Consider the following 17,363-nt stretch of genomic DNA (forward strand, 5'->3'; position numbering starts at 1 on the left):
GGACGCGCGGCGGGCGGCGCCGGCGCGGTCTGAGAGGGTGGAGGCATGCGCGAAGAGGACACTCGTACGGGTATGGGACATGTCGTGGTCGTCGGCGGCGGGATCGCGGGTCTGGCCGCAGCCCACCGCCTGCTGGACCGCGGCGCGCGGGTCACCGTCCTGGAGGCCTCGGCCCGCGTGGGCGGGAAGCTGCTGCCCGGCGAGATCGCGGGCGTCCGGGTGGACCTGGGCGCCGAGTCGATGCTCGCGCGCCGCCCCGAGGCCGTGTCACTGGCCCGCGAGGCCGGCCTCGCCGACCGCCTCCAGCCGCCCGCCACCGCGACGGCGTCCCTGTGGAACCGCGGCACCCTGCGCCCGATGCCCAAGGGACACGTGATGGGCGTCCCCGGCACCGCGTCCGCGCTCGCCGGCATCCTGTCCGAGGAGGGCCTGCGCCGCATCGGACGCGATGCCGACCTGCCCCGCACCGAGGTCGGCGACGACGTGGCGGTGGGTGAGTACGTGGCGGCCCGCCTCGGCCGCGAGGTCGTCGATCGCCTGGTCGAACCCCTCCTCGGCGGGGTCTACGCGGGCGACGCGTACCGCATCTCGATGCGCCTGGCCGTGCCCCAGCTCTATGCCGCCGCCCGCACCCACACCTCCCTCACGGAAGCCGTGCGCGACATCCAGGCCAAGGCCGCCGCGGCGCAGCAGACCGGACCGGTGTTCATGGGCATCGAGGGCGGCGTGGGACAACTGCCCCTGGCGGTCGCCGAGTCGGTGCGCGCACGCGGTGGCGAGATCGTCACCCGGGCCGCCGTGTCGGAGCTGCGCCGGGCCGGTGGCGCAGCGGACGGGGCCACCGCCGGCGGGCCGCACGCCGGCTGGCGGGTCGTCGCCGGAGACCGCGTGCTGCACGCCGACGCCGTCGTGGTCGCGCTGCCCGCCGCGCCCGCCGCCGTCCTGCTGCGCGCCGAGGCACCCGCCGCCGCGTCCGAACTCGCCGGCGTGGAGTACGCCTCCATGGCGCTCGTCACCCTCGCCTACCGCCGCCGGGACGCAGCTCTTCCCGAGGGCAGCGGCTTCCTCGTCCCGCCGGTCGACGGGCACACCATCAAGGCGTCCACCTTCGCGTCCCAGAAGTGGGGCTGGATCGGCGAGGACGACCCGGATCTGCTCGTCCTGCGCACCTCCGTCGGGCGGTACGGCGAGACGGAGGTGCTCGGCCGGGACGACGCCGACCTCGTGCGGGTCTCCCGGCATGACCTGCGGGAGGCGATCGGCCTCGCCGCCCAGCCGGTGGCGACGCGGGTGACGCGATGGGACGACGGACTGCCGCAGTACCCGGTCGGGCACCACGCGCGCGTGGCCCGCGTCCGCGAGCACATCGGCAAGCTCCCCGGCCTCGCGGTGTGTGGCGCGGCCTACGACGGTGTCGGCATCCCGGCCTGCATCGCGAGCGCGTACGCGGCCGTGGACCAGCTCGGCGGCGACCGCGCCGGTCTGGACGCGCTGAGGGCGAACCCGGTGCAGAGCCTGCACGGCGGAGCGGGAGAATAGGCACATGAGTGACGACGCCCCCACCACCGAGCCCGGCAGGATCCCGAACAAGGGCAAGCTGGCCAAGGACCTCAACGAGGTCATCCGCTACACGCTGTGGTCCGTCTTCAAGCTGAAGGACGTGCTGCCCGAGGACCGCGCGGGCTACGCCGACGAGGTCCAGGAGCTGTTCGACCAGCTCGCCGCCAAGGACGTGACGATCCGCGGCACGTACGACCTCTCCGGCCTGCGCGCCGACGCCGACCTCATGATCTGGTGGCACGCGGAGACCGCCGACCAGCTGCAGGAGGCGTTCAACCTCTTCCGCCGCACCAAGCTGGGACGCGCGCTGGAGCCGGTCTGGTCGAACATGGCGCTGCACCGGCCCGCCGAGTTCAACCGCTCGCACATCCCCGCGTTCCTCGCCGACGAGACGCCGCGCAACTACGTCAGCGTCTACCCCTTCGTGCGCTCCTACGACTGGTACCTGCTGCCCGACGAGGACCGCCGCCGCATGCTCGCCGACCACGGCAAGATGGCCCGCGGCTACCCGGACGTGCGGGCCAACACGGTCGCCTCGTTCTCGCTGGGCGACTACGAGTGGATCCTCGCCTTCGAGGCCGACGAACTGCACCGCATCGTCGACCTCATGCGTCACCTGCGTGCCTCCGAGGCGCGGATGCACGTCCGTGAGGAGATCCCGTTCTACACCGGCCGTCGCAAGGACATCGCCGAGCTGGTCGCGGGTCTGGCCTGATCAGGGAGCCTGCCGGGCGGCCTCCTGCGCGTCGGAGCGCGCGGGGCCGCCGGGGTGCTGCGCGTCCCGCGGGCCCTTCGCGTGACCGCCCTGCCCGGCGGACTTCCGCTCCGACGGCTTCGGTTCCGCGTGCGGCGCGCACTCCGCGTGCCGCTCCGGCAGCCGGCCCGTCAGCAGATATGCCTCCAGGTGACCGTTGACGCACTGGTTGGAGCCGCCCGCGACCCCGTGCGTCCCCGCGTCCCGCTCCGTCACCAGCACCGAGCCGGACAGTCGGCGCCACAGCTCCAGCGCCCCCTCGTACGGCGTCGCCGCGTCCCGTTCCGCGGCCAGGATCAGGGTCGGCGGCAGCTTCCCGGGCAGCGTCCGCACCTCCAGCGGCTTCTGCCGTGGCACCGGCCAGTAGGCGCAGGGCAGGTTCATCCACACGTTGTCCCAGGTCTCGAACGGCGCCACCCGTGCGAGGCGTGTGTTGTCGCGGTCCCAGGTGCGCCAGTCGGTCGGCCAGGGTGCGTCGTTGCACTCGACGGCCGTGTAGACCGCGTTGCCGTTCTCCTGCTCGGCGGCCGTATCCGGGTGCGGGCCGGCCGCCTCGATCAGCGGCTTCGGGTCGCCCTTCAGATACGCGGACAGGGCCAGGGCGCGCTGCGGCCAGTAGTCGTCGAAGTACCCGGCCTCCAGGAACGCGCCCTGCAGCTGTGCCGGCCCCACCTTGCCGCCCGCGGGCTGCGCGGCGAGCTGCGCGCGCGCCTTCTCGTAGCTGTTCAGCACCTCCGCGGGCGTGGTGCCGAGCCCGTAGACGTCGTCGTGCTTGGCGATCCAGGTCCGGAAGTCGGTCCAGCGGGCCTCGAACGCGGCCGACTGGTCGAGATTGTTCCGGTACCAGATCTTGCCGGGGGCGGGGTTCACCACCGAGTCGAAGACCATCCGGCGGACGTGCGAGGGGAAGAGCGTCGCGTAGAGGGCGCCGAAGTACGTCCCGTACGAGGCCCCCATGTAGGTCAGCTTCGGCTCGCCGAGCGCGGCGCGCAGCACGTCCAGGTCGCGGGCGTTGTTGAGCGAGGTGTAGTGGCGCAGGCCACTGCCCGAACGCCGGGCACAGCCCTGTGCGTACGCCTTCGCCTCCGCGATGCGCTCCTTCTTGTACGACTCCGAGGGGAACGTCGGCGCCAGTGAGGGAGCCTTGACGAACTGCTTCGGGTCCTCGCAGGACAGCGGGGCGGAGCGTTCGACACCGCGGGGTGCGTAGCCGACCAGGTCGTAGGCCGCCGCGACGCGCTGCCAGCCGGGCAGGGAGCCGATCAGCGGGAAGTACATGCTGGACGCGCCGGGGCCGCCGGGGTTGTAGACGAGGGCGCCCTGCCGAGGCACCTTGCGCTTGGAGTTCTTCGCGTCCTTGCCGGTGGCCCGGGCCCGGCTGACGGTCAGCTTGATCTTCTTGCCGTCGGGGTGGGCGTAGTCGAGGGGCACGGTGACCGTGCCGCACCGGACGCCGCCGGGCAGGCCCTGTTCCTCGGTGCACTTGCCGAAGCGGATGCCCGCGGCGGCGGCACGCTGGGCGGCGACCGCGGTGCCGCGCGTCTCCGCGGAGCCGGCCGCGGTCCGCCCGGCAGGCGCACTCCCCGCTGCCGGGGCGCCGACGAGGGCGGTCAGGAGTACGGACCCTGCGGCTCCGTAGAGGACGGCGGCTCTCATCGGGCATCCCTTCAGCGCGCGGCAGCGACAGAGGGGATGTTTCGTTTGCGGGTTGGGGAAGTAAAGCACCGGCCGCCTGTGTCGGCCCCAATGACCCCGATGCGCCCCCGGGGGCGCCCCTCAGCCCGTTCGCGAGCTCCTCGTCGGCTCCGGGGGGACGGCCGTGGGCCACGCGTCAGACGCTCGGGCCGTGGTCGCGGTGCGTGAGGGCGGCCCGCAGTTCGGGCTCGCCGATCGCGCGGATGCCGCGTACGGCGACGGAGGTGAGGTACGTACGGTCGTCGCCGGTGGCGTCGGTGTGCCGGGCGAGGGTGCCGAGCAGGCGCTGTCCGGCGGGGGAGGCCCAGCGCGTGTAGGGGTGCACCTCGATCCTCGCTATGGCGAGGCAGCTCAGTGTGAGGATCAGCGGGAGCGCGAACCAGACGGCGACCGGTACGTCGTTGCCGGTGCTCTGGGCGGGCAGCAGCAGGGCCACGGCCCCCAGTGCCAGGACGGCGACCAGCGCGGCCTGGACCTGGCGGACGGCTCCGGCGACGGTGGTGCGGGCACCGTCGGGCACGGCGAGACCCGCGGCGACCAGACGGTCGGCGAGGCGGCGCACCGAGTCCGCGGCCGCGGCGGTCGCGCGCACCGGGGCTATCCGGGACTGGCCCTCCGGGCCGATGGCTCCGATGACGGAGCACTCCATCTCGTCGCGTCCCCGCGGGTCCACGACGGTCGCCCACCCGGTGTGCGCGAGCAGCAGGCGCCGCTGACGGGCCATCGACACCAGCGTCAGATCGGCGACCCGGGCCGGGCCGCCCGACAGGAACGCGGCCTCGTAGAGCGTCAGGTCGTGACCGTGTGCCGCGTTCGCGTCGGCCGCCGCCGCGCGGACGGCGGCCAGACAGAGCCGGGTGCACGAGGTGCCGGCCGCGACCCAGGCCAGGAGCAGGAGAAGGACCCAGAACATGGCGTTTTTCTATGCGAACGGCCGCGTGGGCGCCATGGTTTGTTCACTATGTGGACGGAGTGTTGTGGGTATGTGACGTTCCGCTCCGCCGGTTCTGCTAGGAGGTGGCGGAGGGGTCGGGGCGCGAGGCCGCGGGCGGCAGCGAATAATCCGCGGACGGAGTGACCGGGGCCGGTGAGTCCGGGGACTGCGTCGGGCCGGGCGGGGCGGGGGAGTTGGTGAGCGGCGGCGGGCTCGCGGTGGCCGCGTCCTGGGCGAGGGCGTCGAAGTCGACGTAGCCGGTGGCCTCCAGGACCTTGATGTGGTCGAGCACCGTGGTGTTCGCGTCGTCGGCGAGGTCGCGCACCAAGGAGTTGCGGGTGTTCGCGCGGACCTGGGCGACCACGGAGAAGACCTTGCCGTGCGCCTTGCGCAGGATGTTCGCGAACTGCCGGTCGTACTCCGTGCCGTGCGAAGCGTCGAGCGTGGCGAGCCACTGACGTTGCTGCGGATTGGGCTGGTTGGGCAGCTCCAGGTTCAGCCGCGCCGCGACGTCGCGGACCCGCGCGTCCAGGAAGGTGTGGCCCTCGATGAGGTGCTCGCCCGCCGTCCGTACGGCCTGGGTCGTGCCGCGCTCCTGCGCCTGCTGACCGGCGGGCAGCTCCCACAGTCCGGCCAGCCGCACCTTGGTGATGAACTCCCGGTCCAGCGCCGACAAGGGCCCGAAGCGGGTCGACACGCTCTGGGCGTTCAGGGTGTCCAGGCCGGTGCCGGAGCGGTCCGCGTACGACCAGATCGGAAAGACCAGGGCGACGAGCGTCGCGGTGAGCCCCGCTATGACGAGCCCGGTTCCACTGATCAGTCCGGTGCGGTTGATGGATCGCATGGTGCCTCCTGCTTGCGGCACCGCACGCTAATGCGCTTCGGGTGCGAGTTGGCATGTTACTGCGGGCGGTACGCCAACTGCCGTACGGGAGATTCGGGTTGGGAGCCGGGTGGAAGGCGACGGATGTGGTGGTTCGGGCATACGCCATACCCCTGTGAAGCGGAGCAATCCGGACGTCCGCGGCGGGCTCGCTGGAGGGCGTGTTAATCCCGGCACACTCGGCGGCAACGCCCTGCCGACACGCGTCCGCCCACCGGCAGGGCGGCGCCCCGCGCCCGGCTCGGGGCGGCGGCCGGTCGGGTTCCGTCGCTCGTCCGCCGTGCGACGCGGCGGCGCTGTGCGTACGCCTCCCGGGGCGGTGGCCGGTCCGGTCCTGCCGCACGTCCGCGCAACGGCCCGGCGGTGCCGAGCGGCCGCACCCCGCGCGCCACCCCCGGGAACGCCGCGGCAGCCAGGTGCGATCGCCGCGCGCAGGGGTCAGTGACGCAGCAGCACCCTGCGGGTGGCGCGGGCCAGTCGGGCGGCCGGGCGTCGCGACAGCGGAGCGGGACCCGAGCGCTCCAGCCACCAGGCGCGCAGCCGGCGGCGCGCGGCCGTGTCCTCCGGGAGCCCCGCGAGGAGCAGATGCTCGGCGAAGTCGAGGGCGTCGCGCCGGTAGCCCCCGTTCATCGGATGCCCCTGGGCGTACGCGAGGAACGCCGGCCGGTACTCCCGCGCCAGGATCTCCGGCAGCTCCTCGGCCACCTTCGCCACCACGTCCGCGCGCTTGGCGGCGAGCGCCCGCGCCTGCACGCCGAGCCGCACCCGGTCGAAGCCCTCGGGCACGGGGGTTCCGGCGACGAGTGCGGACAGCAGCGCGGCCTGCGCCAGCGCCAGCCGCTGCCGGGCCGCCGGGTCCTCGTCCGCCCGGGCTTCGTCGGAACCGGAAGAGGGCGGCCCCACCGGCCCGTTCGCCGGTTGCTCCACCTCCGCGGTGGAGCCCGTCGTGGCCCGGTCCGCCCGCGACGCCTTCGCGAGCGTCTCCCGTATCGCCCCGATCTCCCGCTCCAGTTCCGCCGGCTCGGGGAAGTTCTCGTCGCGCTCCAGGAGGACCCCCGGCGGGGACACCCGGGAGGCGAGGTCGGCCAGGACGTCCAGTACGGGCGGGGGCACTGGGTGGGCGTGGCTGTCGTGCCAGACGCCGTCGCGTTCGAAACCGCCGGCGACGTGGACGTAGGCGATGGCCTCCACGGGGAGCTCGTCGAGCGCCTTGGCGGGGTCCTCGCCACGGTTGACGTGGTTCGTGTGGAGGTTGGCGACGTCGATGAGGAGCCGTACGCCGGTGCGGTCGGCCAGTTCGTAGAGGAACTGGCCCTCGGTCATCTCCTCACCCGGCCAGGAGATCAGTGCGGCGATGTTCTCCACGGCGAGCGGGACCGGGAGCGCGTCCTGCGCGATGCGGACGTTCTCGCACAGCACGTCCAGCGCGTCCCGGGTGCGTGGCACCGGCAGCAGGTGCCCCGCCTCCAGGGGCTGCGACGCGGTGAGCGGTCCGCCGGCCCGCACGAACGCGATGTGCTCCGTGACGAGCGGCGAGCCCAGCGCCTCGACCCGTTCGGCGAGCGCGGCCAGACGGGAGGTGTCCGGCCGGTCCGCGCCGCCGAGCCCCAGCGAGACCCCGTGCGGCACGACCGTGACGCCCCGCTCCCGCAGCCGCACCAGCGACTCTGGCAGGTGCCCGGGGCACAGGTTCTCCGAGACGGCTTCGACCCAGTCGATGCCGGGCATCCCCTCCACGGCCTCGGCGATCTCCGGCCGCCACCCGATTCCCGTCCCCAGTCGGCTCAGCTGCTTCATGGCCCCTCCTCCGTCACGGTCTCGACCAGACGCTGCGTGTCGTCTCCTCACGACGGACCCGTGTCCCCCGGTGTGACGAAGTCATGGCCCCGGGAAACGGGGCCGAATCCGTCACGGAGGACGTTCAGAGCAACATTTGAGGTTCTCCAGGGCGGCCGACGGGCAGCCGGTCCCGTTCCGTGGCGTCCGCTCGGCCGGTGCCGATCGCGCTGTCGCCGCCGGTCGGGCTTCCCGGTACCGGTACCGGCACCGGTACCGGTCGTCGGGCTGCCGGTGGTGTTGTCGGTGCCGGGGTCGGTTCCGCGCGGCGCTCACCGGCCCGGGAGCGGCCATGCCTCCGGATCGCGGCCCAGCAGCCGCAGCGCCGCGTCCAGGGCGTCGGCACCGGCCGGAACGTCGCGGGCCGGTGCGAAGGCGAAGCCCGGCCCCCGGAGCGCCGGGTCCGCCGGGACGCGCCGGGCGACTGCCGCCGCCGCGTCGAGGACGGCGCCGGGCAGCTCGAGGCCGACGCCGAGCGTGGCGGCCACGTCCCACGCGTGCACCACGTAGTCGATGAAGTGGAAGCCGACGGCCCGCCGCCCGGGGAACGTGCCGCCGAGCTCGGGCAGGACGAACTCCCGCTCCATGACGCCCGGCTCGGCGAAGGCGTCGAGCACCGCGCTCGCCGCTTCCCGGTACGTCCGCCCCGGGTCGTCGTCCGTGCCCGCGGGCTCCCGCCAGTGTGCCTCCTCGTGTCCCGTCCCGCGCGCGGCGGCCGCGAAGCCGTGGTGCTGGGCGGTCATGTGGGCGACCAGCGCGCGCAGGGTCCACCCCGCGCAGGGTGTGTCCCGTTCCCAGTCCGTCGCTCCGGCCCTCGCCAGGACCTTGAGCGACTCGTGCACGGCGATCCGGTCGAGCTCGACGATGTCCGTTCCGGTCGTGGTCATGCCCCGAGACTAAAACTGAGCGAACGGTCGTGCTACTTGTTTTCCCGCGTCTCGTCGGCGCCGTCGCCGCGTCGACGGCCTTACGGGTCAGGAGAGTTCGGCCACCTGCGACGGGTCGACGGCCGCCGCGCGCAGCCGGGCGGAGACCGCGACGCGGGCCCTGCGATACGCGTCCGCCTCGTCGCGCAGCACGGACACCGCGTTCGCGGCCTCCATCAACGCGATCAGCTCGAAGGCGAGTTGGGCGGCATCCGTGCCCGGGTGGAGCTCGCCGGCCGCGCGGGCCTCGGCGACGGCGCCCTCCACGTGGTCCGTCCAGTCCCGCTGGGCACGCGCGAGGGCGTCGTGCACCGGCCCCGACCGGGCGTCGAACTCGGCGATGACGCCGTAGAAGAAGCAGCCGCCCGGGAAGACCCGGCCCTCGGAATACGTCAGCCACAGCTCGCACAGCCGCCGGACACGGCCGATCCCGGCCGGAATGTCCGCCGCGGGCCGGACGACCTGCTCGACGTAGATGCGGGCCGCCTCCCGCACCGTGGCCAGTTGCAGCTCCTGTTTGGAGCCGAACAGCGCGAAGACCCCGCTCTTGCTGAGCCCGAGGTCGGTCGCCAGACGGCCGACGGACAGCGCCTCCAGCCCTTCGACCGAGGCGATGTCGACGGTGCGGCGCAGCACCGACTGCCGCGTACGGTTGCCCCGTTCGACCCTGCCGTCCGGCCGGGACCCGGTCATCGTGACCTCCACATGCTCGTCCACGCGGGCCGCGGCCCGTCCCGGGCCCCGCTGGGGCAAGCCCTAGCGTCGCAGCGCCGGGTGGTCCGCGACCACCGTGCAGGAACCCGGTGCGATCTCCGTGAAGCCCGCGTCGCGCACCAGCGGCAGCCCCGACGAGGTGAGCGCTCGCCAGCGGCCCGGGTCCGCGGTGCGCACGGCGAGCGCGAACCCGGCGTCCCGCCAGGCCGCGCGCTCCTCGTCCGACAGCTCCCACCACGCCAGTTGGGCGCCGTGCCCCGCCTGCGCCATCGTCTTGCCGGCGGACATGTCGAGATCGGGGTTGAGCCACAGCACGGGCGCCGACGGATCGGCGTCCACCGGGGGCTCGGGGTCGTCGAGATCGGTGCCGGAGACCTGGAGCTTGGCCAGGTCCTTGGGCCAGCCGTCCAGCGGGACCGGCGGGAAGGCGCGCACCTCCGCGGACTTCCCGGTCACCGTGATCCCCGGCAGCGCCGCGGCCCGCCGCCACTCGGCGCCGCGCGCTCGCCGCACCACCTTGCGGATCCGGGCGTCCTGCCAGTCCCGCATCGTCTGCGCCCATTCCCCGTCGTCCAGGGAGCGCCGGTCCGCGAGGATCGTCAGCACGGCCCGGGCCGCGGTCTCCAGGGCGTCCGTACGTGCCGGGGGAGCGGCCTTCTCGATCCGCACGACCAGGGGCAGCACGAACTGCGGTGCCTCGTCGCGCGCGATGCGCTCGGTACGGAAGGGGCTCTCGTCGGCAGAGGCCTCGGAGGCCGGGGAGACGGGGGCGGCCTCGGAGGCCGGGGTCGCGGGGGTCGGGTCGCTGCTCACGCCCTCCAGTCTGCCAGGCGGAAGATCGGTTCTTCTGCGGGCATCGTCCGGCCCGGGCGAAGATGGGTCACCATGCGAGACGATCTACGGCTGGCGGGTGTCGGCCGCCGCTACGGGCTCCGCGGTCCCTGGGTGCTGCGCGGTGTGGACCTGGCGCCGGCACCCGGCACACTGGTTCGCGTCGAGGGCGCCAACGGCACCGGCAAGTCGACCCTGTTGCGGCTGCTCGCGGGAATCGACGCGCCCACCGAGGGCCGGATCACCGGCCGCCCGCGCACGGCGTACGTCCCCGAGCGCTTCCCCGCCGCGCTGCCCTTCACGGCGTCCGGATACCTCAGGCACCTCGGTGCCGTGCACGGTCTGTCCCGTACGGCCGCGGCCCGCGCTGCGGACGAGTGGCTGGAGCGGCTCGGCGCCGCGGGATACGCCCGCACGCCCATGGCGGAGCTGTCCAAGGGCAGCAGTCAGAAGGTCGCCGTCGCGCAGGCGCTGCTCGCCGAGCCGGACCTCCTCGTCCTCGACGAGGCCTGGACAGGGCTCGACGCCGCCGCCCGCGCCGAACTGGAACGCGCGGTCGCCGAGCGCACGGCCGCCGGCGGTGCCGTGGTGTTCGTCGACCACGACCCGCGCCGGCTCGCGGGGGTACCGGACGCGACGTACACGGTGACCGGGGGCGCGCTCCGCCGCCGTACGGACCCGGCGGCCGGCGGCAGCGTCGCCGGACCGCGGGTGCTGGTCGAGGCGCAGGGTCCGCCGGACGAGGAACCTCCCGCGGAGGCGACCGCGCTGTCGGCGGTCACGCACCGCACCGGCCCGGGGACGATCTCTTTCACCGTGCCCGCGTCCCACTCCGACGTACTGCTCAGGGCACTGCTGGGCGCCCGGCCGCCGTGGCACGTGGTGAGCGTCGGGGCGACACTCCGGGAGCACGCGCCCGAGAGCGCCGGGGTCCTGGGCGGCCCGTCCGACGGTGCCGCCCTCCGACACGATTCCTCCGAGGGTGCCGAGGTCCCGGACGACTCCTCCGAGGGCGCCGCGCTCCGGCACGACCCCGCCAAGGGCGCCGCGTTGCCGCTCCACGTCCCGCGGGAGAGCGAGAGCAGCCGATGACCGCACTCCTGCGCTATCAGACCATGCTCCTGCTCCGCTCCCAGCGCTGGCTCCCGCCGTTCATCCTGTACGCGGCGTTCCTCGCGATCGGTGTGCAGAGCGGGCAGCCGGTCCTCGACTCGCTCGGCTACACGGCCGCCGCTCTGCTGCCCGTCGCCGCCTGGCTGGTCCGCGTCTGCGCGAGCGGCGAGCCCCCGGCGGCGCGCGCCTGTGCCGCGGCGGCCGTCGGCCCGGCGCGGGCCCATCTGGCCTGCCTCTCGGTCGCGCTCGGGGCGGCCGTGATCCTCGGCGTGACGGCCACGCTGGTCGTCACGGTGATCAGCGATCCGACGAGCACGGACCACCACCGTCGGGTGCCGTGGGCCGCGGCGGGCGGCGCCGGGCTGCTCGCGACACTCGTGTGCGCACTGCTCGGCACGGCGGTCGGCGCGCTCACGACCTGGCCACTGCTGCGCTCCCCGGGCCGCGCGGTCCCCGCGATGCTCCTCGCGGCTCTCCTGGCGCTCGTGCTGACGGGCTCGCCCGCCCACGCGGCGCTCACCGGGCTGATCACCGGCTCTCGGACCGGTACGGTCCCCGTGCCGCTGCTGCCCCTGACGGGCGCGGTCCTCGTCACGGCGGGCGCCCTCGCGGTGGCGTGCGCGCTCACCTCCCGCCGGTCGCCGTGAACGGGCGGTCGCCGTGAACCGGCGGCCGGCGGGGACGATCAGCCGGAGCAGGCCGTGCGCTGTGCCTCCTGCCACTCGCAGACCGGGCACAGCGTGATCCCCTTGTGCGACTCCGGGTATTCCGTGGGTTTCCGGCACAGCACGCACTCGGCGTGGGGGCCGTCCGTGGGGACGGCCGCGGGAGCCTCGGCGGCCGGGTCCGCCTGGGTGCCGCAGTAGTCGCTCATGCCCCCAGGGTAGGGCGCACCTCGCGGGACCCGTCAGCGGTGACCGGCGGCCGTCTGCCCGATCAGCTCGGACACCTTCACGAACCGGAAGCCCTGCTTGCGCAGTTCGGGGACGATCGTCCGCAGAGCCTGCTCGGTGGTCGGTGCGGCGCTGCGCGTGCAGTGCATCACGACCACGGAACCGGGCTTCACGCCCTCCAGCACCTGCCGGGCCACGGCGTCCGCGTCCGTCGCGAAGGCGTCGCCGCTCACCACGTCCCACTGCACGGCGGTCACGCCGACCGCGCTGAGGGCGCGCAGCGCCCGTTGGTCGTAACAGCCGCCCGGGAAGCGGAAGTAGGGCATCGCCTTGGGCACCCCGGCCTTCTTGAAGGCGGCGTAGGCGCGCTCCACGTCGCCCCGCATGTCCGCCTCGCCCACGGTCGGAAGCCCGTAGCAGTTTCCGGTGAAGGCATAGTGGCTGTAGGAGTGGTTGGCGACCTCGAACAGCGGGTCCCGTCCGATGGTCCTGGCCTCCTGCGGATACTCCTCGGCCCACCGTCCGGTCATGAACACGGTGGCCGGGACCTTGAAACCGCGCAGCGTGTCGATCAGCTGGGGGTTGTCGAAGCGCTCGCCGGCCTCCGCGCGCGGCCCCTCGTCGGCGGTCATGTCGGCGTCGAAGGTGAGCGCGACCGTCTTGTCCTGGGTCCGGGGCCCGTTCGTGAAGACGGGGGTCAGTCCGGCAGGGCCCGGTGCGAGTGTGGGCGGCTTCGACGGCGCGGCGGCGGCCGAGGCGGACTGCCCGGGCCGGGCGGCGTGCTGGGGGGAGGGGCCACCGCAGGCGGCGAGCGCGGCTCCGAGGGCTCCGGCGGCACAGGTCACGGCGAATTGTCGTACTGAAATGGTCACATGATGAAATTATCTCGGTAAATGTGACTATTTGCTCCTTATGGGGCTGTGTCGTGCGCCCGCGGCCGCGAAGTCACCCGGCTGGAGCCGCGCACGCGTCCCGGTGACGGCCGCGCGCCCGTCGGTCCTGCGGGAAGGGACGACGGGAACGCGGCCGTGGTGCCGTGCGAAGGGGCGACAGCCCGCGTACCGCGCCGGGAGACCGGGAGCGTCGGGGAAGCGCGGGCGGCCGAGCGTCGTCGCGGCTCAGGCCGCCTCGTCGAGCAGGTCGGCCGCGCGGGTGTCGACGGCCCGCCGCAGACGGCTCAGCACTTCCCCGACCTGACGGGTCCCGAGACGGCGGCCGTCGCGCAGCCGCAGCGAGATCTCGTCGGCGCCCTCCTTCGGACCGATCACCGCCTGGTAGGGGACGAGGCGGTGAGCACGCACCCGCGCCGCCAGGGTGCCCTGTTCCGGGCCCGCGGCCTCGGCCCGCAGCCCCTGGTCGCGACAGCGGCGCACGAGTTCCGCGGCCCGCTCGGCCTCGGCGTCGGAGACCGGCAGGGCCACCAGCTGGGTGGGGGCGAGCCAGGCCGGGAAGGCACCGCCGTGCACCTCGATGAGATGGGCGACGGCCCGCTCCAGGCTGCCGACGACGCTGCGGTGGACCATCACCGGACGGTGCTTCGCACCGTCGGGGCCGGTGTAGTGCAGGCCGAAGCGCTCCGGCTGGTGGAAGTCGACCTGCACGGTGGACAGGGTGGATTCGCGGCCCGCCGGGTCCGCGACCTGGACGTCGATCTTGGGGCCGTAGAACGCGGCCTCGCCCTCGACGGCCTCGTAGGCGACCTCCGCGCGGTCGAGGACCTCGCGCAGCACTGCGGCCGACCGGCGCCACAGCTCCGGGTCGGCGACGTACTTCCCGCCGGGGCCGGGCAGCGACAGCCGGTAGCGGGCCGCCCGCACGCCCATCGCCCCGTAGGCCCGGCGGATCAACCCCAGTGCGGCGTCGGCCTCCTCGGCGACCTGGTCCGGGGTGCAGAAGATGTGCGCGTCGTTGAGCTGGATCGCCCGGACACGGGTGAGCCCGCCGAGCACGCCGGACGGCTCGGAGCGGTACATGGCGCCCAACTCGGCCATGCGGAGCGGCAGCTCGCGGTAGCTGTGCGCGCGGGAGCGGTAGATGAGCGCGTGGTGGGGGCACAGGCTCGGCCGCAGGACGACCTGCTCGCCGCCGAGGTCCATCGGCGGGAACATGTCGTCGCTGTAGTGCGACCAGTGCCCGGACATCTCGTACAGCTCGCGCTTGCCGAGCACCGGCGAGTACACGTGCCGGTAGCCGGCCCGCCGCTCGGCGTCGCGGACGTACTCCTCCAGGACGTGCCGTACGGCCGCGCCGTCCGGCAGCCAGTACGGCAGGCCCGCGCCCATCAGGGGGTCGGTGTCGAACAGGTCCAGTTCACGGCCGAGTCGGCGGTGGTCGTGCACGGTGCTCTCCTCGTTCGGGGGAGGCGAGCACCCGCACGACGAAGCCCCGGGGCACTCGCCCCGGGGCTTCGGACTCAGTCAGCAGTCAGCGCGCCGGGACACTGTCCGGCGTCGTCGTGTTCATGGCGGCACGCTGCATGGTCCCGACCCTAACAAGGCGGCAGGGGCGCCGCACCGGATTTATCCGCCGCCCGGCACGTCACGGCGGGCGGAGTCGTCGCGCCCGAAGATGCCGCGCGGGTCATCCTTCGGGTCGGCGGGGCCCGCGGCGAGTCCGAGCTCGTCGGGTTCGGCGGTGAGTTCGAGCTCGTCGGGTTCGGCGGTGAGTTCGAGCTCGTCCGGTTCGGCGGTGAGGCCGAAGCCACTCGGTTCGGCGGCGGGCGGGAGTTCGTCCGGGGCGGCCGGCGGCCGGAGTCCGTCGGGCTCGGCGGTGAGTTCCCCGGGAGCGCCGGACCGCTCCGGCGCCGTGTCCCCGGCCGGGCGCGGCCTGTCCGCGGGAGCCGCGGGCTGCGTCTGTCCCGTCTGCGCCTTCTCCAGGAACCTGAGGAGCTCCACCGGGAACGGGAGCACGAGCGTCGAGTTCTTCTCGGCCGCGACGGCCACCACCGTCTGCAGCAGCCGCAACTGGAGCGCCGCGGGCTGCTCGGACATCACCCCGGCCGCCTCCGCCAGCTTCCTGGAGGCCTGCAGTTCCGCGTCCGCGTTGATGATCCGGGCGCGGCGCTCGCGGTCGGCCTCGGCCTGCCGGGCCATCGACCGCTTCATCGTCTCGGGCAGCGACACGTCCTTGATCTCCACGCGGTCGATCTGCACGCCCCATCCGATCGCGGGGCTGTCGATCATCAGCTCCAGGCCCTGGTTGAGCTTCTCGCGGTTGGACAGGAGGTCGTCCAGGTCGCTCTTGCCGATGATGGACCGCAGCGAGGTCTGCGCCATCTGCGAGACCGCGAACCGGTAGTCCTCGACCTGGATGACCGCGTTCGCCGCGTCGACCACCTTGAAGTAGACGACCGCGTCCACCCGCACGGTCACGTTGTCCCGTGTGATGCCCTCCTGCGCCGGCACGGGCAGGGTCACGATCTGCATGTTGACCTTGTGCATCCGGTCCACGACCGGAACGATCATGGTGAAGCCCGGCGGGCGCACGTTCCCCGCGAGCCTGCCCAGCCGGAACACCACTCCGCGCTCGTACTGCTTGACGACCCGGGCCGCCGCGGCGAGGTAGACCACACCGGCCGAAGCCGTGGCCACGCACGCGACGACGAGTTCTTCCACCATGACGACCCCCTTCCGAGCCGCCCGGCACACCCGTCGAGTATGCCCAACATGTCCACTTTACGTCGTGGGGCCGGGCCGCCGTGCGGCGGGCTCCCGTGCGCGGTTCAGTGCCCCGGCGTGATCTTCACCGGCTCGACCCCTGCCGCGCTGTGCCGCTCCGACCAGGTCTCCAGCGCCGTCCGGCACGCGTGGTCCAGATGGTGCAGTCCGGACAGGTCCAGCTCGACCGGCCGGTCCTGCGGCAGCGCCTCCAGGCTGTCGAGGATCTTCGGCAGCCGCAGGAACGTCGCGTTGCCCGAGAGGTACACCTGGACGGGGCCCGCCCCCTTGTCTATGACGTCGAGGCGGACCTGGGAGGCCTCCCAGGCCGTCTTGCCCACGGCGAGCGCCATCCCGATCAGGACTCCCTCGAACATGCTGACGGCGACGATCGACACCGCGGTGACGACGAGGACCAGCGCCTCGCCCCGGTGCTCGCGCCACAGCGACGCGATCTCGCGCAGCGGGATCAGCCGCCAGCCCGCGTGCACCAGGACGCCCGCGAGGGCGGGCAGCGGGATGACGCCGAGCGCGGCGGGCAGCAGTGCCGCGAACAGCAGCAGCCACACGCCGTGCAGGACGCGGGAGGCCTTGGTCCGCGCGCCCGCCCGGACGTTCGCCGCACTGCGGACGATCACCGCGGTCATCGGCAGGGCACCGAGGAGCCCGCAGACCGTGTTGCCGGCGCCCTGGGCCATCAGCTCCTGGTCGTACCGGGTCCGCGGTCCGTCGTGCAGCCGGTCCACGGCCGCCGCGCTGAACAGGGACTCGGCGGACGCGATCAGCGTGAAGGCGAGGATCGTGCCGAGGACACCGACACGCCCGAGCTCGCCGAACGTGTCGAGCGGCGGCGGCTGGACCGACTCCAGCAGTCCGTGCACCTCCACCCGCGCGACGGGAAGTCCGAACACGGACACGGCCAGAGTGGCGAGGGCGACCGCGCCGAGCGCCGCCGGAACCGCGCGTACGCGCCGCGGGAGCCTGGGCCACAGCACCAGGACGACCACGGTGCCGGCGCCGAGCCCGAGCGAGGTCAGCGCCTCGGTGCTCCGCACGGCGTCCGCCAGTGCCCCCGGCAGCCCGGTGATCTTGTCGAGCCCGGACGCCGGTGCCTTCAGGCCCGCCATCGAGTAGAGCTGGCCGGCGATCAGCACGAGCCCGATCCCGGCCAGCATGCCTTCGACGACGGAGACCGAGATCGCCCGGAACCAGCGCCCCAGCTTCAGGGCGCCCATGAGCAGTTGGAGCAGGCCCGTCACGAGCACGACGACCCCGAGGACGGGGAGGCCGTACTCCCGAACGGCCTCGAAGACCAGGACGGTCAGCCCGGCGGCCGGCCCCGACACCTGGAGGCTGCTGCCGCGCATCGACCCGGCGACGAGGCCGCCCACGATGCCGGTGACCAGGCCGAGTTCGGCGGGTACGCCGGAGGCGACGGCGACGCCCACGCACAGGGGCAGGGCGACCAGGAACACGACGACCGACGCGGCGAAGTCCTGCCGCAGGTGGGGGAAGGTCATCGTGCGCCTCACAGCGCCTCGAAGGTGTCGCTGTCCGGCAGGTGCGCG

The 17,363-nt window shown here is 73.7% G+C and carries 16 protein-coding genes; 4 read left to right on the forward strand and 12 right to left on the reverse strand.

Going from position 1 to position 17,363, the window contains the following annotated elements:
* Positions 1-45 precede the first annotated feature (45 nt).
* Positions 46-1,539, forward strand: coding sequence for a protoporphyrinogen oxidase (gene hemG, locus ACZ4IF_RS12925; RefSeq protein WP_467562120.1), 1,494 nt, complete (start codon positions 46-48; stop codon positions 1,537-1,539).
* Positions 1,540-1,543: 4 nt separating this feature from the next.
* Positions 1,544-2,275, forward strand: a complete 732-nt coding sequence (hemQ, locus tag ACZ4IF_RS12930; protein WP_359495854.1) for a hydrogen peroxide-dependent heme synthase — start codon at positions 1,544-1,546, stop codon at positions 2,273-2,275.
* Here the strand turns inward: hemQ and ACZ4IF_RS12935 are convergent, their stop codons facing one another.
* The 7 genes from ACZ4IF_RS12935 to ACZ4IF_RS12965 all read right to left on the reverse strand — a co-directional run bounded on the left by ACZ4IF_RS12935 (position 2,276) and on the right by ACZ4IF_RS12965 (position 10,115).
* Positions 2,276-3,970 carry an alpha/beta hydrolase gene (locus ACZ4IF_RS12935; RefSeq protein ID WP_467562123.1) on the reverse strand — a complete coding sequence of 565 codons (1,695 nt, stop codon included), beginning with the start codon at positions 3,968-3,970 and terminating at the stop codon, positions 2,276-2,278.
* A gap of 175 nt (positions 3,971-4,145) precedes the next feature.
* Positions 4,146-4,922, reverse strand: coding sequence for a TIGR04222 domain-containing membrane protein (locus ACZ4IF_RS12940; RefSeq protein WP_467562125.1), 777 nt, complete (start codon positions 4,920-4,922; stop codon positions 4,146-4,148).
* Positions 4,923-5,019: 97 nt separating this feature from the next.
* Entirely contained in the window at positions 5,020-5,787 is a 768-nt protein-coding gene (locus ACZ4IF_RS12945) for a DUF4142 domain-containing protein (RefSeq protein WP_467562126.1), read from the reverse strand.
* 477 nt (positions 5,788-6,264) lie between these two features.
* Complete coding sequence (locus ACZ4IF_RS12950) at positions 6,265-7,623, reverse strand: MbnB/TglH/ChrH family RiPP precursor modification enzyme (RefSeq protein WP_467562128.1); 1,359 nt, start codon at positions 7,621-7,623, stop codon at positions 6,265-6,267.
* 311 nt (positions 7,624-7,934) lie between these two features.
* A complete protein-coding gene (locus ACZ4IF_RS12955) occupies positions 7,935-8,549 on the reverse strand; it encodes a TIGR03086 family metal-binding protein (protein ID WP_467562130.1) in 615 nt (204 codons plus the stop codon).
* A gap of 87 nt (positions 8,550-8,636) precedes the next feature.
* Positions 8,637-9,281, reverse strand: a complete 645-nt coding sequence (locus tag ACZ4IF_RS12960) for a TetR/AcrR family transcriptional regulator (RefSeq protein WP_467562132.1) — start codon at positions 9,279-9,281, stop codon at positions 8,637-8,639.
* A gap of 63 nt (positions 9,282-9,344) precedes the next feature.
* Positions 9,345-10,115, reverse strand: coding sequence for an aminoacyl-tRNA hydrolase (locus ACZ4IF_RS12965; RefSeq protein ID WP_467562134.1), 771 nt, complete (start codon positions 10,113-10,115; stop codon positions 9,345-9,347).
* Positions 10,116-10,187: 72 nt separating this feature from the next.
* On the opposite strand from ACZ4IF_RS12965, the gene ACZ4IF_RS12970 reads away from it, so the two are divergent.
* Positions 10,188-11,225 carry an ABC transporter ATP-binding protein gene (locus tag ACZ4IF_RS12970; protein ID WP_467562136.1) on the forward strand — a complete coding sequence of 346 codons (1,038 nt, stop codon included), beginning with the start codon at positions 10,188-10,190 and terminating at the stop codon, positions 11,223-11,225.
* Positions 11,222-11,893 carry an ABC transporter gene (locus ACZ4IF_RS12975; protein ID WP_467562138.1) on the forward strand — a complete coding sequence of 224 codons (672 nt, stop codon included), beginning with the start codon at positions 11,222-11,224 and terminating at the stop codon, positions 11,891-11,893. Before ACZ4IF_RS12970 ends, ACZ4IF_RS12975 begins: the two co-directional genes overlap by 4 nt.
* A gap of 38 nt (positions 11,894-11,931) precedes the next feature.
* Here the strand turns inward: ACZ4IF_RS12975 and ACZ4IF_RS12980 are convergent, their stop codons facing one another.
* The 5 genes from ACZ4IF_RS12980 to ACZ4IF_RS13000 form a co-directional block, all read right to left on the reverse strand.
* On the reverse strand, positions 11,932-12,120 hold the full coding sequence (locus ACZ4IF_RS12980; protein ID WP_467562140.1) for a hypothetical protein: 189 nt from the start codon (positions 12,118-12,120) through the stop codon (positions 11,932-11,934).
* 33 nt (positions 12,121-12,153) lie between these two features.
* Positions 12,154-13,011, reverse strand: a complete 858-nt coding sequence (locus ACZ4IF_RS12985; protein WP_467562142.1) for a polysaccharide deacetylase family protein — start codon at positions 13,009-13,011, stop codon at positions 12,154-12,156.
* A 246-nt stretch (positions 13,012-13,257) separates the two neighbouring features.
* Positions 13,258-14,478: a threonine--tRNA ligase gene (thrS, locus tag ACZ4IF_RS12990; protein WP_467562144.1), complete on the reverse strand. Its 1,221-nt coding sequence runs from the start codon at positions 14,476-14,478 to the stop codon at positions 13,258-13,260.
* 180 nt (positions 14,479-14,658) lie between these two features.
* A complete protein-coding gene (locus ACZ4IF_RS12995; protein ID WP_467562146.1) occupies positions 14,659-15,756 on the reverse strand; it encodes a slipin family protein in 1,098 nt (365 codons plus the stop codon).
* A gap of 104 nt (positions 15,757-15,860) precedes the next feature.
* Positions 15,861-17,315 (reverse strand): SulP family inorganic anion transporter, encoded by a 1,455-nt coding sequence (locus tag ACZ4IF_RS13000; protein ID WP_467562148.1) that lies wholly within the window; start codon positions 17,313-17,315, stop codon positions 15,861-15,863.
* Between the last annotated feature and the right edge of the window lie 48 nt (positions 17,316-17,363).

Source organism: Streptomyces sp. NPDC025784 (genome assembly GCF_055558435.1).

What these genes read in the sequence shown, in the direction of transcription:
- hemG (WP_467562120.1), top strand. Translation starts at nt 46, where the DNA reads ATGCGCGAAGAGGACACTCGTACGGGTATGGGACATGTCGTGGTCGTC.
- hemQ (WP_359495854.1), top strand. Translation starts at nt 1,544, where the DNA reads ATGAGTGACGACGCCCCCACCACCGAGCCCGGCAGGATCCCGAACAAG.
- ACZ4IF_RS12935 (WP_467562123.1), bottom strand. Translation starts at nt 3,970, where the DNA reads ATGAGAGCCGCCGTCCTCTACGGAGCCGCAGGGTCCGTACTCCTGACC.
- ACZ4IF_RS12940 (WP_467562125.1), bottom strand. Translation starts at nt 4,922, where the DNA reads ATGTTCTGGGTCCTTCTCCTGCTCCTGGCCTGGGTCGCGGCCGGCACC.
- ACZ4IF_RS12945 (WP_467562126.1), bottom strand. Translation starts at nt 5,787, where the DNA reads ATGCGATCCATCAACCGCACCGGACTGATCAGTGGAACCGGGCTCGTC.
- ACZ4IF_RS12950 (WP_467562128.1), bottom strand. Translation starts at nt 7,623, where the DNA reads ATGAAGCAGCTGAGCCGACTGGGGACGGGAATCGGGTGGCGGCCGGAG.
- ACZ4IF_RS12955 (WP_467562130.1), bottom strand. Translation starts at nt 8,549, where the DNA reads ATGACCACGACCGGAACGGACATCGTCGAGCTCGACCGGATCGCCGTG.
- ACZ4IF_RS12960 (WP_467562132.1), bottom strand. Translation starts at nt 9,281, where the DNA reads ATGACCGGGTCCCGGCCGGACGGCAGGGTCGAACGGGGCAACCGTACG.
- ACZ4IF_RS12970 (WP_467562136.1), top strand. Translation starts at nt 10,188, where the DNA reads ATGCGAGACGATCTACGGCTGGCGGGTGTCGGCCGCCGCTACGGGCTC.
- ACZ4IF_RS12975 (WP_467562138.1), top strand. Translation starts at nt 11,222, where the DNA reads ATGACCGCACTCCTGCGCTATCAGACCATGCTCCTGCTCCGCTCCCAG.
- ACZ4IF_RS12980 (WP_467562140.1), bottom strand. Translation starts at nt 12,120, where the DNA reads ATGAGCGACTACTGCGGCACCCAGGCGGACCCGGCCGCCGAGGCTCCC.
- ACZ4IF_RS12995 (WP_467562146.1), bottom strand. Translation starts at nt 15,756, where the DNA reads ATGGTGGAAGAACTCGTCGTCGCGTGCGTGGCCACGGCTTCGGCCGGT.
- ACZ4IF_RS13000 (WP_467562148.1), bottom strand. Translation starts at nt 17,315, where the DNA reads ATGACCTTCCCCCACCTGCGGCAGGACTTCGCCGCGTCGGTCGTCGTG.